Genomic DNA, 13,475 nt, shown 5'->3' on the forward strand with positions numbered 1-13,475 from the left:
GACGCATCAAAAAGGCGCGGCTCGTCCAATCCGAGCCGCGCCTTTACAATATTTATACAAACTTTAACATTTATTTTCGTTTTCTGCTGTTCTTCACTAATGTCATTCTTCTGGAGTGACGCAGCCATGAGTAGTAAGATTTCAGATCCCGCAATTCAATCGTCTCCGACATTCGTCCGAGGAAGGTAACGATAATCATTTTATGTAGAGGGTTTCCGAGCAGGTCGGTATCATTCTCAGACACGGTAAACTCGGCTACAAACACAAGATCGTCATCGATTAAGTAAACGTCCTGTTCGTTGCGGTAATAAGGCTTGACCCGTTCTTTCTTAAGGCAGTCCCAGAGAAAATCTGCTATATCCTCGTACCCGGTCTTCTCGGTTTCTACGCGATCAGACCAACGGCTCCTCGCGTGGTTCGTGATGACGATGTCCGCTACTTTTTTATCGCCCAAATCGATATAAAATGTTTCGTAGGTGTTCCATCTTTTAGTCACTTTGTCCTTCATTACAAACCACACCCCTTCCAAAGAACCAGGCCTATTTTACTATTATGTACTCATTATTTTACCATGATTGTCCGATTTTTCAACAATAAAATAAAGCCGCACCAATATTGTAATAAAATGTAAATATATGAAAAAAGAAGACGGTTTTCCGGCAATCTTTCACCTTCAAACCGTCTTCCTGTTGTTACTGTACGATTACTACATGCTGTAAAAATGCGATTTGTCATCGTTATCTTTGGTGTACTCGGTCTTAAGCTCGTTACGGTAGGATCGTTCAATCTTTCGGACAAATGGAAGACGTCCGATGCTGCGCACCGCATCCTCTGCCCGCTCTGCATTCATGTACATAACGACATAATGCATTTTGCGCGACATATAATGGACCGTGCCATATTTATCTAGGTTTCTGGCCGCTTTCAGATCGCTGACCCAAATGATATACCCCGTTCGTTCGGCTAACAACATCTCTTCCCTCCGTAAGGTCTTTTCAGCTTCGCTGCCGAGCAGCATTCCTTCGTCTAACCGCAGCCGCCGCTTCCGCAGCCACAGGAACCGCCGCTTCCGCAACCGCCGCCCTTGGACGTGCCTTCGTTGCTCGGAACCTTGATCGTCTCCGACACCGATTCAGCGATAAGCCGTGACACTTCGAAAAGCATCGTGTCGACTTCATGCTCAGCCGCCTTGAACTTGGCAACAGACTCAATCCCGTCCAGCTCGCGCTGGATGGCCTTCACCTTATCCTTCGCGGCGTGATAATCAGGATGGAAACGCCCAAAACGCTGGCATTCCTCAAACAGCTCCCTCGCTTTCGCGAACTCTTTCATCTTCTGCTCCACCTGGACATCACGGTCGACAGCATCTTTCCAATATAAATATTCGGCAACCTCCGCCGATTGATTGATCGAATCGCCTAGCTCATACGCGCTAAGCAGCAGCGACGCCATATCGAGCGAAGAAACGCCGCTTGCATCGTACGATTGTTCTGGCGTGTAGGCAGAAACCCTCATAGCATTGGGCATTTATTCACCTCTTCTCAATTCGCTTACTTCTTTACTATCATATCATAATACTTGCGCGAATAGATACCATTTTACAGAAACCCGTCCATGCCTGGCAGGACGAGCTTCATTTCCTCCCACATGTCGGGAGTCAACGTTACCTGACGCTGCAGCTGTTCCTCCCGGAGCAAGCCAGAAACGGTCCAGCCGCTGGCATCCTGCTCCAGCTTGTCCGGGACGAATGCAAGCAGATCGCCCTCTATCTTTAGTTGAACCGGGGAATGCCAGGACAGCGCCCGTTCCAGCATTTCCCTTTTCGTAGAATGATGATAGGCGCGAAATTGCTTCACCCAGCTTACAGGCACGCGCTCCAGCTCGGGAAATGGCTGCTGCATCCCGTCCTCTTCCAGCAGTTCGAAATGCTGCTCCAGCCAGCCATTATACAGCATCCCTGCAGAGGGTCCCAGCGGAATGCCTTCATGAAATCCCCCTTCCAAGCTCGCGTCCAGAAAAGGAAAACTTCGGAACAATTCTGATTCTGATTCTGATTCTAATTCTTTTCTAACCCTCTCGTTCTGTCCCGAAGCAGAAGACCAATCCTCCAAACACGATCGGACAAGCGGGGGCAGCTCCGTACCAGAAGCCTCCTGCAAAAATAATAAAATAGATTCCAGCGTTCGTCCCTGCTTCAACGCTCTGGCCGTTGCCGCTGCGCTAAGCCGATATACCGTCAGACGGTCAGCGGATGATACGCGCTCCCCGATAAGCTCAAGCTCCCATAACAGCCGGAAATCACTATGGGGAAAAGCGATCACATCACCGTTAGGCTCTACGATAATAGACGCTGAACGAAGCTGTCCGGCGGAAGCTGCAAGTGAAGCAGCAGCCTGGCTGCTTCGCGGCTCGATCCGCCATCGCAGCAGTGATCCTGCCGGAGATTGCGCCCGCTCCAGCCATCCGAAAGCCAGCAGGAGCTCCAGCCATTCCTCCCAGCCGTTTAAGGATATAGGCTTGACCCAACTCTCATGCTGCAGCACATGCAGCATTTCCAATAGATGGTCTGTCAGCTTTCGCTCTTCATACCATTTACCCGCTTCCAAGCTGCTTAAAACGGCTGCCGCATGAGCCGATTGCGGCTTCTGGTAAGCCAAGTGAAGCATGCACCATTCATGAAGCATAGACTCGCGAATAAGCGCAGGCATTGCCAGCCATTCCGATAATGCCTCTGTCTGCCAGACCAGCCGCTTTTGCCCCGGTACGATCAATTCCATACGACTAGCGATTTCAAGCGCCAATGCCAATCCTAGCGGATAGCTGATGCCCGTCTCTCCGCCACGGGAGCCAAGTCTCTCAAGCCAAACGTCTGCAGCAGCCAATGGCTGACTCGCTTTTTGCACGGTTCTTTTAGCCAGCTGTCCTTTAGTCGTCAATTCCAGACCGCATCGGGCTAGCTCCGTCCACGATGCAAGCAATTGTCTGCCTAACGGCACAGCCGGCTCCTCTGCCATCTCCAGCCGGCAATCCTTGTCCGCAATCGGGGAGACCGCACAGGGCAGCAAGCAGTTTCGCCAGACCTTAAAGCTGTCCCACACCGTAAAATAATACCGTTCCCCCCAGCTCCGGCGGGCAGCGAGCAATATTCCTGCCTGCAGCAGTTCATTCATCCCGCAACGGAACTCCGCACGCGACAGCCTCGCGTCAGCAGGACCTTCACGCAGCAGATGTTCTTCCAGGACCGGAACTGGACCGTATCTGGCAAGCAGCGCTCGGAACACGGCTCGAGCTCCATTGCTCAGTAATCCGGCAGCCAACTCCACGTAACGTGCATCCGCAGCCACATTCTGCCATCGGAGCCCCTCTCGGGCAGCCGGCTGCCATGCGCCAGCTTCCATAAATTCCGCTTGTTTGCCGGCCGAAAGCCGTTCCGACAGCTGTCTCACGTTCATTTATGAAGCGACTCCTTTCTGGTCTTACCCTTTTTCCAACTCGTAGTGATAGCCCTGCTCCACCATGAAAAGCTGTCTTCTCAGCGCAAACTCCGTCTCATTTGTGCCATCGCTCACAATCGTATAGAACCAGGCCTCGTTCCTCCCTTGCTTGGGACGAAGAATCCGGCCAATCCGCTGCGCTTCCTCCTGCCTCGAACCGTAGCTTCCGGACACCTGGATCGCAACCGCTGCATCGGGCAAATCAACGGCAAAATTAGCGACCTTCGATACCGCCAGCACCGGAACGTCGCCCGACCGGAAGCGATCGTACAGCTGCTGCCGCTCTTGTATCGGCAATTCGCCCGTTATGACTGGAACGTCCAGCGTTTCCGCTATCCGGTGCAGCTGCTGTAAATATTGACCGATAATTAGCGTCGGAGTGCCTTCATGCCGGTGAAGCAGCCGCTTGATCACATCAAGCTTGCCGGGATTTTCGGCGGCGAGCCGCAGTTTGGATTTTTTTTCAGCGCTATGGTACAGCTCGGTAATGCCCTGGTCGAGAGGGACTCTGATTTCCGTACAGGTAACGGCCGCGATATGACCTTTTGCCTCAACCGATTTCCATAGCAGATCGTACTGCTTGGGTCCAACCAGCGAAAAAACGTCCTCCGCGCAGCCGTCCTCGCGGACCAGCGTTGCCGTTAAACCGAGACGCCTTGTCGCCTGAATCTCCGCCGTCATCCGAAACACGGGAGCCGGCAGCAGATGAACCTCATCATAAATAATGAGTCCCCAGTCCCGCTCCGAAAACAGTTTCATATGACGAAACAGCTCGTCCTTCGATTTGCGGTGAGTCAAAATCTGATAGGTTGCGATCGTTATAGGTCGAACCTGCTTGGTTACCCCTGTATATTCACCCACCTCGGAAGGCTGCAGCGTTGTCTTGTCCAGCAGTTCTTCCTTCCATTGCTTTACGGATGTAGCATTGGAGGTTAGGATAAGCGCTGCGCTCCGATGCTGAACAAGTGCGGCGATACCAACAATCGTCTTCCCAGCCCCGCAGGGCAATACAATAACGCCGCTCCCGCCTTGAACCGTTCCTTCTCTATAAAAGCGCTCGACCGCTTGCTGCTGATAATCCCGCAAGGCGAAAGGCTTTCCCCCCCGGGTTGCAGCTCTTAACTCTACCGTCAAGGATTCACCCGCGTGATAGCCGGCCAGATCGACAACCGGATATCCTAGCCGGGTCAATTCCTGCTTAAGCATCCCCCGGTCCTCGGGACGCACCTCCAGCTCTTCGCTGCCCGATCTCTTCTTGCGCCATGCCTCCAGTTCCTTCTTCTCCAGAAGCTCATCCAGAAGCTCTGAGCTTCCGCATAGCAGAAGCTGTTCGCCGCGATGCTCCATACGGAGCTTGCCGTAGCGGTCCATTAGTCTTCTAATGCTGGATTCCGCGAAAGCAGGCAAGCCGTAGCGCCCGTAACGGGTTAACACTGCAACGGCATCGTTTGCTTGCATACCTCCGGCTGCGGCGTTCCACAACGTTAATGCTGTAATCCGGTAAGTATGCCAGTTGCCGGGTCTCTTCAGCATTTCCGCGAACATACCGAGTTGATCTCGGGCTTTCTCCGACAAAGGATGCATATTATCGAGCAAAACCGTCATATCCGATTGTATGATGAGCGGCCCGTCCTGACTCTCCAGCATGGCGATCCCCCGTTTCGTATTCAATGTTCTAAAGCAGGAAAACTCTCCACTGCTGTCTCACTTCTAATTATGAAGCTATTGGACCGTTTTTATGCCCGGCTGCACATAAAAATAGAAGAACAGGAGCATACCGACCTCCACGTTCGGAATACTCCTGTTCTTCTATTGTATGGCTCTTGCTCAATGATGTGATAATTGCCCGTTATCGGCTGCCGATTCGGATATTTCGCTTAATGCTTCCCCCGCTTCGTGAACGAACAAGTCGCGAACGGCCAAATCTCCAATCGCCACTATGCCGACCAATCGGCCCTCCTCAACAACAGCGAGCCTGCGAATTTTGTTATTCGCCATTAATCTTGCCGCTTCATCTGCGGTTGCTTCGGGGCCAATAGTCTCCACATCTCTGGTCATTACCGTCGCTACATCGGTAGAGCCGGAATGCTTCTCTGCATAGCCTCTGATAACCAGATCACGGTCCGTTACGACCCCGACTAGCTTGGATTCTTCCACAATCGGAACAAAACCGATATCATGATGTTTCATTAATACAGCAAGCTCATACACGTTATCCTTCAGCGTCGCTGTGACGCAATCGGTGGACATAAGCTGCCTGACCGTTCTATCGTTCAACTGGTATCCCTCCTAAGGATGATAAGGTCATATCGACCTGACCTTAACGTACCCTAGCGGCTGCCCAGCCATTCCTCGGCGTAACTTTCCGCCATGCCAATCAGCATCTCAGCAGAATAAATCATCGCACGCTCGTCCAGATCGAATTTCGGATGATGATGTGCATATTTGGCTCCGGTCTCCTCGTTACGGGCTCCAACGAACATAAAGCAGCCGGGCTTTTCTTTCAAATAGTAGGAAAAATCTTCTGCCGCCATTACCGCGTCGGCATGAACGGCTGCAGAGCTGCCAAACAGCTGCTCGGCTACCTCCAAGCAGCGTGCCGCTTCCCGGTCGTCATTCACAACTGGCGGGTAGCCGATACGCAGGTCGAGATCATAATCCGCCCCGTACATTTCACAGGTTGAGTGAATAACCGCTTTCAGACGATTATGAATGAGCATCCTTGTCGTTTCGTCGAACGCCCGAACCGTTCCCTTCATGCGGCAGCGGTCAGCAATGACATTATTCGTCGATCCCGCTTGGAAGGACCCGATCGTTACAACGGCCGGCTCAAGCGGGTTGATGCTACGGCTTACGATAGACTGAACCGCTTGTACGAGAGCAGAGCCTACGATGATTGTATCTACCGTGTGATGCGGCATGCCGCCATGTCCGCCTACACCAAGAATATCAAGGGTGAATTCGTCGGCAGAAGCCATAAACGCGCCTTCTTTGGTCGAAATTTGACCGTACGGGAGCGGAGAACATAGATGAACGCCATATATCGCATCCACCCCTTCTAGAGCGCCGTCTCTAATCATGTTCAAAGCGCCGCCAGGCGTTACTTCTTCAGCCGGTTGAAACAGAAACCGTCTTTCGCCGGCCAAACTGGCTGCCTGCTCTTGATAAAAGCTGGCCGCAGCAAGCAATGCGGCTGTATGGCCGTCATGCCCGCAAGCATGCATGACGCCTGGAATTTTGGACGCATATTCACATTCTTTCTCATCTTGAATCGGCAAGGCGTCTATATCGGCTCGGAGGGCGACAACCGGCCCGGGCAATGCGCCTCTGACCGTAGCAATGAGGCCATATCCTCCGACTTCTTCCCTCACCTCGCAGCCGAAAGCTCGTAATTGCTTGGCAATCCATTTCGATGTTTCTGTCTCTTTATAAGACAGCTCCGGATACTGATGGAGATATCTGCGCCACCGGACCATGTCCGGATAAAGACGCTGCAGCCGTTCATGACGTTCGCCGCTTGTCTTCATTTTCTGCAAACCTCCTTTTCATTCCATTTTACCAGATGCAAGCGCCAAAGAGAAAGCGGATTATCGCATCGCTGTCCAGCTTTGCTACATTTCGTTAATCTGTCACGTACATTGTAGATTATAGGACGGAGTAAGGGTTGCACAGACTGGGGAAACATACTATCATGGGAAAAGAATGTACAAAGTACGTCCAATTCACCCACGCTTACGAATTATAAGGAGGAACTACAATGATTATTAACAATACAGGCCTTGACGGTGTTCAAAGCGAACTCTCGCATTTGGACGATTCCGCGGAGCAGCTTGGCTTCGTTCGTTGGCAATGGGAATATTATCGCGCTACATATGACTTGAAGCTGGAAGATCGCGCGACCAACTCTGAATACTTCGTGCGCATCAACACGCGTGCCGTAGAAGGCAAGCTGGAAAACCCGCATGCCGTATTGGCTATTGAAGCCGTATACATTGGAAAAGCAACGTTTCCGCACGGCATGGAATATGAATCACCAATTCCAGAACCGATTATGAGCATCGCAAATCAGAAGCTGGAACAGCTGAAGCAGCTGCTTGCGTAGTATGGGAAACACGCAGAACGGCAGTCGTGGACGACCAGACTTTCTGCTTCTCATCCTTGCGATACTGCTAGCCGGCTTTGGGCTCGTGATGGTATTCAGCGCGAGCTCCAATGTCGCTTTAGTAGCTCAGAAATTCAACAACGATGCATTTTACTTTCTGAAGAAGCAGCTCCTGTGGGCGCTGCTAGGCGTGTTCACGATGCTGTTTATGATGAATCTGCCCTATAAGTTCTACAAGAAAGGCTTCATCTTCCTGTTTATACCTGTGCTGATCATGCTGCTCATCGTGCCCTTCACCGAACCGATAAACGGCGCGAGCAGCTGGCTGCCGATCGGACCCTTGCGCATACAGCCTACGGAATTGGCCAAGCTGGCGCTTATTTTGTATCTGGGCTCGCTGATTGCTAAGAAGGACGAGAAATTCCGCGACTTCAAAAAAGGTCTTCTCCCTGTCCTTATTATCATCGGCTTGGTCTGCGGCCTCATCATGCTGCAGCCCGATTTAGGCTCATGTATGATATTGGCTGCTACTGCGATCGTAATGATTATTGCAGGCGGAGCTAATTTGAAGCATATTTTTATGGCAGGCTCGATTATCGGCGTTATACTGACTGTTGTCGTCAGTTTATCGATGGCCTTTCAAGCTCCTGAAGTTTGGGCATACCGAATCGCGAGATTTACCGCTTACATGGATCCATTGGCAGATAAGGAAAACACCGGCCTTCAGCTCGTTTCTTCCTTGCAGGCGCTTGGTCATGGCGGATTGACCGGAGCCGGATTCGGAGAAAGCGTTCAGAAGCTTCACTATTTGACCTATCCTTACAATGATTTTATTTTCTCGATCATTGCAGAAGAATTCGGCTTTCTCGGCTCGGCATTATTCATTCTAACTTATCTGTTCTTCTTATGGCGGGGTTTGATCGTTGCGCTTCGCTGCCCCGATCAGTACGGCACGATCGTTGGCGTCGGCATTGTCGCCAGCATTGGCATACAAGCGTTCATCAACATCGGCGGCGTCACCGGTACGATCCCGTTAACGGGCGTAACCTTGCCTTTCATTAGTGCCGGGGGCACTTCGCTGTTCGTCTGCTTGATGAGCGTCGGCGTTCTGCTTAGCATTTCGCGGGAGCATAACAAGCAGGAACGTCCAAAACGTTCTAACCCAACGGTAATGAGAAGCCGAATATAAAAAAGGTATCTTCCGGTTTAAAGACGGAAGATACCTTTTTTTTGCATGACATTTTTAAAAACTAGAGCTTGCTGTACAATTCCTTGTCATACAGCAAGCTCTGCTAGGAAACACTATTTGAGCCGGTTTGTTTCTTCCGTTGTCTCTTCTTCCTTAAAGGCTACGCCTTCCACCTTTACGTTCACTTCGACGACATGGAGGCCGGTCATATTTTCAACGGATTCACGTACATTAAGCTGAAGTTGGCGGCATACCTCTTGAATGGGAATGCCATAATGGACGATAATACGAAGATCAATCGCAGCTTCCAGCTGGCCGACTTCCACCGAAACGCCCTTTTGCACATTTTTCCCGCTCAGTCGTTTAGCCAATCCTTCGGAAATTCCGCCGGACATCGCGGCAATTCCCGGAGTCTCTAGTGCTGCGAGTCCCGCAATCGTTGCAACTACATCGTCTGAAATACGGATAATGCCGGTTTGAAGGTCCTCGGTCATGTTATTCACTCCTCAATTTGCCATATATGTTCATTGTACTGGATGGCAGGCGCGGAAGCAACAAAAGAGCGGCTCCAATCAGCAATGCTTAGGAAAAAGTTTACATGCGACATTTTTTTCGATATATTAATTACAGTTTTCAACATCTATCATGCAAAGGTGGCTTTTTTCGTGAGACAGAAATTGTTTTTCACCGGATTGATCGTTATGTTTGCGCTAAGCGCAATCGGCCATTTCGCCGGATTTGACATGACGCTTCAATTCATTATTTCCGCGATTGCGATCGTGTTCGTTGCCGGTTTTCTAGGCAAGGCGACCGAAAGCGTGGCGCATTATGCCGGCCAAAGGCTTGGAGGCTTTCTTAACGCCACCTTCGGCAATGCGGCAGAGCTCATCATTGCGATTTTCCTCGTTAAAGAAGGATTATTCGACATGGTTAAAGCGAGCATCACCGGTTCGATCATCGGCAATTTGCTTCTCGTCCTTGGTCTTAGCCTTTTCGCCGGCGGACTCAAGTACAAGCAGCAGAAGTTCAACAACCAGCTGGCGGAGCATAATTCGACACTTATGATTATGGCAGTTATCGGACTGTTCGTTCCGGCCGTATTCGTCGGAGCGGAGCATTTCTCGCTTGCCAAGGACCATTTCCTCAGCTTGGCAGTGGCCTGCATTCTCATCGTATCGTACTTGCTCTGGCTCGTCTTCTCCATGATTACCCATAAAGACGTTCTTTCGGATACCGAAATGAACGCCGACCATGGTGAAGAGCCAGCATGGTCAAAGGGCACCTCCATTATTCTACTCATAGTAGCAACGGTAATGGTCGCCTTCACCAGTGAATGGCTTGTACATACGCTGGATACCTTTACCGAAAGATTTGGCTTGTCCCAGTTATTCGTAGGTGCTTTTGTTATTGCCATCGTCGGCAATGCGGCAGAGCACAGCGCAGCGATCATGCTCGCTATGAAGAACAAGATCGGCGCTGCTGTCGAAATCGCCATCGGAAGCAGTCTGCAGATCGCTTTATTCGTTGCACCGGTGCTGATTTTGGTCAGTACGCTGTTTGGCGATACGATGGACATTATCTTTACCCCAATCGAGCTGACCGCAATAGGCGTATCAGTCTTTATCGCCAAATCAGTATCGAGAGACGGCAATACGAACTGGTATGAAGGCTTCCTGCTGCTAATGGTTTATATCATTCTGGGCTTTGCTTTCTACCTCGTCTAATAATCCAGGCAAAAAAAAAGGAGTAGGCTCCAACTGGAGTCTACTCTTTTCTATTCAACGCTTCATACAGCTGCGCCAAGTTGCGCTCAAGCCTGCTCAGCATTTCCTTCCCGCTTGGCTCGGTTATGAGTCCCGCACGCACTGCAAAATCAATCTCGCGCGAGAATCCGTACATTTGCGTATCCAAAACCTCTTCGTACAGCGGACATTGACGGGTCGTCAAGTTCTCCATCTGAACTTCGATCAGTTTCTCGATTTTGCTGGCATCCTCCATAAGGAGACGCAGCGCCTTCTCATGCAATTGGACCGTGACTTCCGGTGAAGACATCGTTTTCCCCCCTGTGCGTGTACCCGCCGTCGTCTATACCTTTTATATTAGACGAAAAAGAGCCAATACACAAGGACAAAACAGAAAAGCGCCTTTTCAATTTGAAAAAGCGCTTCTCTATTTTCGGAAACGGTATCTGCCTGATACTAAGCTTCCAAAACGTATTATTCAGCTGAATCCTAGTCGCCTAAAACTGTAATATTCAGATCATGCTTAGCGAATACAGCAGCCATAGCTGCTTTCGCTTCTTCAGCATCCGGTCCATGTACATGCAGCTCGTACGAATGACCGCCTACCAAAGTTGTAAACAATCCAAGAATACTTTTCACGTCAATATATTTACTGTCGGCTTGCAGGACGATTGAAGAGCGGAATTGGCTAGCCGCTTGCGAAATTTCTACGATAGCTGCGTTGTTAGACATGGGGAATCCCTCCAGAAATTTTAGTAAAGCTTTCCTTAGCAATCATGATAACCTGAAAAATCATATCCGACAAGGGGCAAAATGAAAAACGCTTCTATTTCATTTATTTCAAATTTTCGGAATTTAGTCCTTCAAGCTCAGGAAGCACAAAAACCCCGTCTTTGCGGATTAAAACATTGTCGAAATAGATTTCTCCGCCGCCATAATCGGGACGTTGGATGAGTACCAAATCCCAGTGAATCGACGAGCGGTTGCCGTTATCCGTCTCCTCGTAAGCTTGCCCTGGCGTAAAGTGCAGGCTGCCGGCAATTTTCTCATCGAACAAGATATCGTTCATCGGATGTAAGATGTATGGATTAAAACCGATTGCGAATTCACCAATATAACGGGCGCCTTCATCCGCATCCAATATTTCGTTTAGACGCTTCGTATCATTGCTCGTCGCCTCGACAATTTTGCCGTTCTCGAACGTAAATGAAATGTTCTGAAAAGAAACACCGGAATAGACGCTCGGAGAGTTATAGGTAATTTTACCCTGAACGGAATCCCGTACCGGCGCGGAAAACACTTCGCCATCCGGAATATTTCGGTGCCCCGAGCATTTTTTAGCGCCAATGCCTTTAATGGAGAACGTTAGATCCGTACCTGGCGAAACGATGCGGACGCGGTCCGTCCGTTGCATCAAAGCTTGCAGCGGGTCCATCGCACGATCCATTTTTGAATAGTCCAAATTGCATACGTCAAAGTAGAAATCTTCGAATGCCTCCGTACTCATCTTGGCCAGCTGAGCCATTGATGGATTGGGATAACGGAGGACAACCCATTTCGTCCGTTTGACGCGTTCTTCCATATGTACCGGATTCATATACAACTGATCGTACAACTTCATTTTATCATCAGGCACATCGGCCATTTCATTCGCATTCTCGCCTGCTCGGACCCCGATATACCCTTGCATTTGCTTCATTCGCTCCAGATCGAGCTGCCCCCACAGTTCAAGCTGCTCTTTCGTAGCATGCTTCAACATGGAACGGAGCACGGAACGGTCGCTTGTCTCGACGAACGGTCTGCCTCCCCGTTTTGTCACTTCCTTGATCAAACATTTTGCGAGCTCCCGTTCTGCTCCAATCATATCAATCAGGACATTGTCCCCCGGCTGAACGTCAATGGAATAGCCTGCCAGATTACTGGCCAGTTTTTGCAGTCTTGCATCGCGCATAGCGAATACCTCCTCGTTCTCTTCCTAACTCTTCCGAAACGCTTTGCAGGCGGCTTCAGAATCCGTTCTATCGTATCATGACCTGTCGTCGATCGTCTATTTGCCGCCAGCAGGAACAACCACTCTTCCGTCAAAGGAGCCAAATTGCATGGTCGTCTTCCGCATTTCTTCTTTTTGCTTGTTATCCTTTATATAGGTAAGAACAGTCTGTTCCTCCATCGACAGCGGTATGAGGTTGCTGGCATCAATCAGAATTTGATATTCGGAGTGCACCTGCAGCGTTTTCAGCATCGAGGAGAGCTGCGCACGTGATTTATTCAGCTCGTTTAAATATGCCTTGCGGTATTCCGTTTGCTCGATTGGCGCCCCGCTCTCCAATTGATCCAGCTCACCAGTCAGCTTCTGCTTCCACTTCTCTCTCGCCGCTGCTTCGTCTGTCAGCACACGCAGCTTGACCGTCTTCCCTGCTCCTTTTGCAGCTGCCGTATGCGGCCCAGCATTCTTTACAATTTCAATTTGTTTATGATCGGTTTGTATTTCCTTTAGCAATTCGACAGGATTCCAAGTGACCCCGTCATCTGCCTGTGCTTTAATCGTTTCATGGCCGACCACTTTTCCTTGAAAGGTTTTTGGCGTATGCGACCAGCCCTCGGCAGTAGCTACGACGGTCTGCCCTTTATAGGCGTAATTATCTGTTGCTGCCAGTCCAGCAATGGATAGCGAAAGCCATTCCTCCGGGCTGCGATCGCCCCTCAGTCCCGCACATCCGGCCAACAACAGCATAAGCAGTGCGATTAGTCCTGCTCGAATTACAGCAGCTGTAATCGTTATTCTGGCTGTCATAATGGCACTCCTCCTATCGTTTGATAGCATTAGCGTCTCCTGTACCCGATGTATTTTATTCCCTCCCGGTCTGAAAGCTCATTTTATGGACAAAAAAAGCATGAAACGCTCGTGGCGATTCATGCTCTTCTTTTGGTTATAAGTATCTAATAGG

15 protein-coding genes are annotated in these 13,475 nt (G+C 50.2%); 3 read left to right on the forward strand and 12 right to left on the reverse strand.

What is annotated here, in order from left to right:
- Nucleotides 1–70 precede the first annotated feature (70 nt).
- The 7 genes from IEX98_RS27625 to IEX98_RS27655 form a co-directional block, all read right to left on the reverse strand.
- Nucleotides 71–508 carry a hypothetical protein gene (locus IEX98_RS27625; RefSeq protein ID WP_188892920.1) on the reverse strand — a complete coding sequence of 146 codons (438 nt, stop codon included), beginning with the start codon at nucleotides 506–508 and terminating at the stop codon, nucleotides 71–73.
- A gap of 198 nt (nucleotides 509–706) precedes the next feature.
- A complete protein-coding gene (locus IEX98_RS27630) occupies nucleotides 707–970 on the reverse strand; it encodes a YlbG family protein (protein WP_188892960.1) in 264 nt (87 codons plus the stop codon).
- Between the two features lie 56 nt (nucleotides 971–1,026).
- The gene (locus tag IEX98_RS27635) at nucleotides 1,027–1,515 is read right to left on the reverse strand and encodes a YlbF family regulator (protein WP_188892961.1); all 489 of its coding nucleotides are present in this window, start codon (nucleotides 1,513–1,515) and stop codon (nucleotides 1,027–1,029) included.
- An 83-nt stretch (nucleotides 1,516–1,598) separates the two neighbouring features.
- On the reverse strand, nucleotides 1,599–3,452 hold the full coding sequence (locus tag IEX98_RS27640) for a helicase-associated domain-containing protein (RefSeq protein ID WP_188892921.1): 1,854 nt from the start codon (nucleotides 3,450–3,452) through the stop codon (nucleotides 1,599–1,601).
- Between the two features lie 24 nt (nucleotides 3,453–3,476).
- On the reverse strand, nucleotides 3,477–5,141 hold the full coding sequence (locus IEX98_RS27645) for a DNA repair helicase XPB (protein ID WP_188892922.1): 1,665 nt from the start codon (nucleotides 5,139–5,141) through the stop codon (nucleotides 3,477–3,479).
- Between the two features lie 180 nt (nucleotides 5,142–5,321).
- On the reverse strand, nucleotides 5,322–5,744 hold the full coding sequence (locus IEX98_RS27650) for a CBS domain-containing protein (protein WP_188892962.1): 423 nt from the start codon (nucleotides 5,742–5,744) through the stop codon (nucleotides 5,322–5,324).
- 80 nt (nucleotides 5,745–5,824) lie between these two features.
- Complete coding sequence (locus IEX98_RS27655; protein WP_188892923.1) at nucleotides 5,825–7,021, reverse strand: amidohydrolase; 1,197 nt, start codon at nucleotides 7,019–7,021, stop codon at nucleotides 5,825–5,827.
- Nucleotides 7,022–7,251: 230 nt separating this feature from the next.
- Between IEX98_RS27655 and IEX98_RS27660 the strand changes: the two genes are divergently transcribed.
- Entirely contained in the window at nucleotides 7,252–7,596 is a 345-nt protein-coding gene (locus IEX98_RS27660; protein WP_188892924.1) for a YugN family protein, read from the forward strand.
- Nucleotide 7,597: 1 nt separating this feature from the next.
- Nucleotides 7,598–8,785: a putative lipid II flippase FtsW gene (gene ftsW, locus IEX98_RS27665; protein WP_188892925.1), complete on the forward strand. Its 1,188-nt coding sequence runs from the start codon at nucleotides 7,598–7,600 to the stop codon at nucleotides 8,783–8,785.
- A 113-nt stretch (nucleotides 8,786–8,898) separates the two neighbouring features.
- On the opposite strand, the gene IEX98_RS27670 is transcribed toward ftsW, so the two are convergent.
- The gene (locus IEX98_RS27670) at nucleotides 8,899–9,279 is read right to left on the reverse strand and encodes an Asp23/Gls24 family envelope stress response protein (protein WP_188892926.1); all 381 of its coding nucleotides are present in this window, start codon (nucleotides 9,277–9,279) and stop codon (nucleotides 8,899–8,901) included.
- Between the two features lie 171 nt (nucleotides 9,280–9,450).
- Between IEX98_RS27670 and cax the strand changes: the two genes are divergently transcribed.
- Nucleotides 9,451–10,509 (forward strand): calcium/proton exchanger, encoded by a 1,059-nt coding sequence (gene cax / locus IEX98_RS27675; RefSeq protein WP_188892927.1) that lies wholly within the window; start codon nucleotides 9,451–9,453, stop codon nucleotides 10,507–10,509.
- A 40-nt stretch (nucleotides 10,510–10,549) separates the two neighbouring features.
- On the opposite strand, the gene IEX98_RS27680 is transcribed toward cax, so the two are convergent.
- The 4 genes from IEX98_RS27680 to IEX98_RS27695 all read right to left on the reverse strand — a co-directional run bounded on the left by IEX98_RS27680 (nucleotide 10,550) and on the right by IEX98_RS27695 (nucleotide 13,321).
- Nucleotides 10,550–10,837 carry a YlaN family protein gene (locus IEX98_RS27680; protein ID WP_042160078.1) on the reverse strand — a complete coding sequence of 96 codons (288 nt, stop codon included), beginning with the start codon at nucleotides 10,835–10,837 and terminating at the stop codon, nucleotides 10,550–10,552.
- Nucleotides 10,838–11,016: 179 nt separating this feature from the next.
- Entirely contained in the window at nucleotides 11,017–11,259 is a 243-nt protein-coding gene (locus tag IEX98_RS27685) for an HPr family phosphocarrier protein (RefSeq protein WP_188892928.1), read from the reverse strand.
- A 103-nt stretch (nucleotides 11,260–11,362) separates the two neighbouring features.
- Nucleotides 11,363–12,478, reverse strand: a complete 1,116-nt coding sequence (locus IEX98_RS27690) for an aminopeptidase (protein WP_188892929.1) — start codon at nucleotides 12,476–12,478, stop codon at nucleotides 11,363–11,365.
- A 96-nt stretch (nucleotides 12,479–12,574) separates the two neighbouring features.
- Nucleotides 12,575–13,321 (reverse strand): hypothetical protein, encoded by a 747-nt coding sequence (locus IEX98_RS27695; RefSeq protein ID WP_188892930.1) that lies wholly within the window; start codon nucleotides 13,319–13,321, stop codon nucleotides 12,575–12,577.
- Nucleotides 13,322–13,475: the final 154 nt, after the last annotated feature.

This window comes from Paenibacillus radicis (ex Gao et al. 2016), from assembly GCF_014641555.1.
Taxonomy (GTDB): Bacteria; Bacillota; Bacilli; order Paenibacillales; family Paenibacillaceae; genus Pristimantibacillus; species Pristimantibacillus radicis.

Excerpts from the sequence above, each read along its gene's own strand:
- IEX98_RS27625 (WP_188892920.1), bottom strand. The coding sequence starts at position 508 with ATGAAGGACAAAGTGACTAAAAGATGGAACACCTACGAAACATTTTAT.
- IEX98_RS27635 (WP_188892961.1), bottom strand. The coding sequence starts at position 1,515 with ATGAGGGTTTCTGCCTACACGCCAGAACAATCGTACGATGCAAGCGGC.
- IEX98_RS27640 (WP_188892921.1), bottom strand. The coding sequence starts at position 3,452 with ATGAACGTGAGACAGCTGTCGGAACGGCTTTCGGCCGGCAAACAAGCG.
- IEX98_RS27645 (WP_188892922.1), bottom strand. The coding sequence starts at position 5,141 with ATGCTGGAGAGTCAGGACGGGCCGCTCATCATACAATCGGATATGACG.
- IEX98_RS27650 (WP_188892962.1), bottom strand. The coding sequence starts at position 5,744 with ATGTCCACCGATTGCGTCACAGCGACGCTGAAGGATAACGTGTATGAG.
- IEX98_RS27655 (WP_188892923.1), bottom strand. The coding sequence starts at position 7,021 with ATGAAGACAAGCGGCGAACGTCATGAACGGCTGCAGCGTCTTTATCCG.
- IEX98_RS27660 (WP_188892924.1), top strand. The coding sequence starts at position 7,252 with ATGATTATTAACAATACAGGCCTTGACGGTGTTCAAAGCGAACTCTCG.
- ftsW (WP_188892925.1), top strand. The coding sequence starts at position 7,598 with ATGGGAAACACGCAGAACGGCAGTCGTGGACGACCAGACTTTCTGCTT.
- IEX98_RS27670 (WP_188892926.1), bottom strand. The coding sequence starts at position 9,279 with ATGACCGAGGACCTTCAAACCGGCATTATCCGTATTTCAGACGATGTA.
- IEX98_RS27680 (WP_042160078.1), bottom strand. The coding sequence starts at position 10,837 with ATGTCTTCACCGGAAGTCACGGTCCAATTGCATGAGAAGGCGCTGCGT.
- IEX98_RS27685 (WP_188892928.1), bottom strand. The coding sequence starts at position 11,259 with ATGTCTAACAACGCAGCTATCGTAGAAATTTCGCAAGCGGCTAGCCAA.
- IEX98_RS27690 (WP_188892929.1), bottom strand. The coding sequence starts at position 12,478 with ATGCGCGATGCAAGACTGCAAAAACTGGCCAGTAATCTGGCAGGCTAT.
- IEX98_RS27695 (WP_188892930.1), bottom strand. The coding sequence starts at position 13,321 with ATGACAGCCAGAATAACGATTACAGCTGCTGTAATTCGAGCAGGACTA.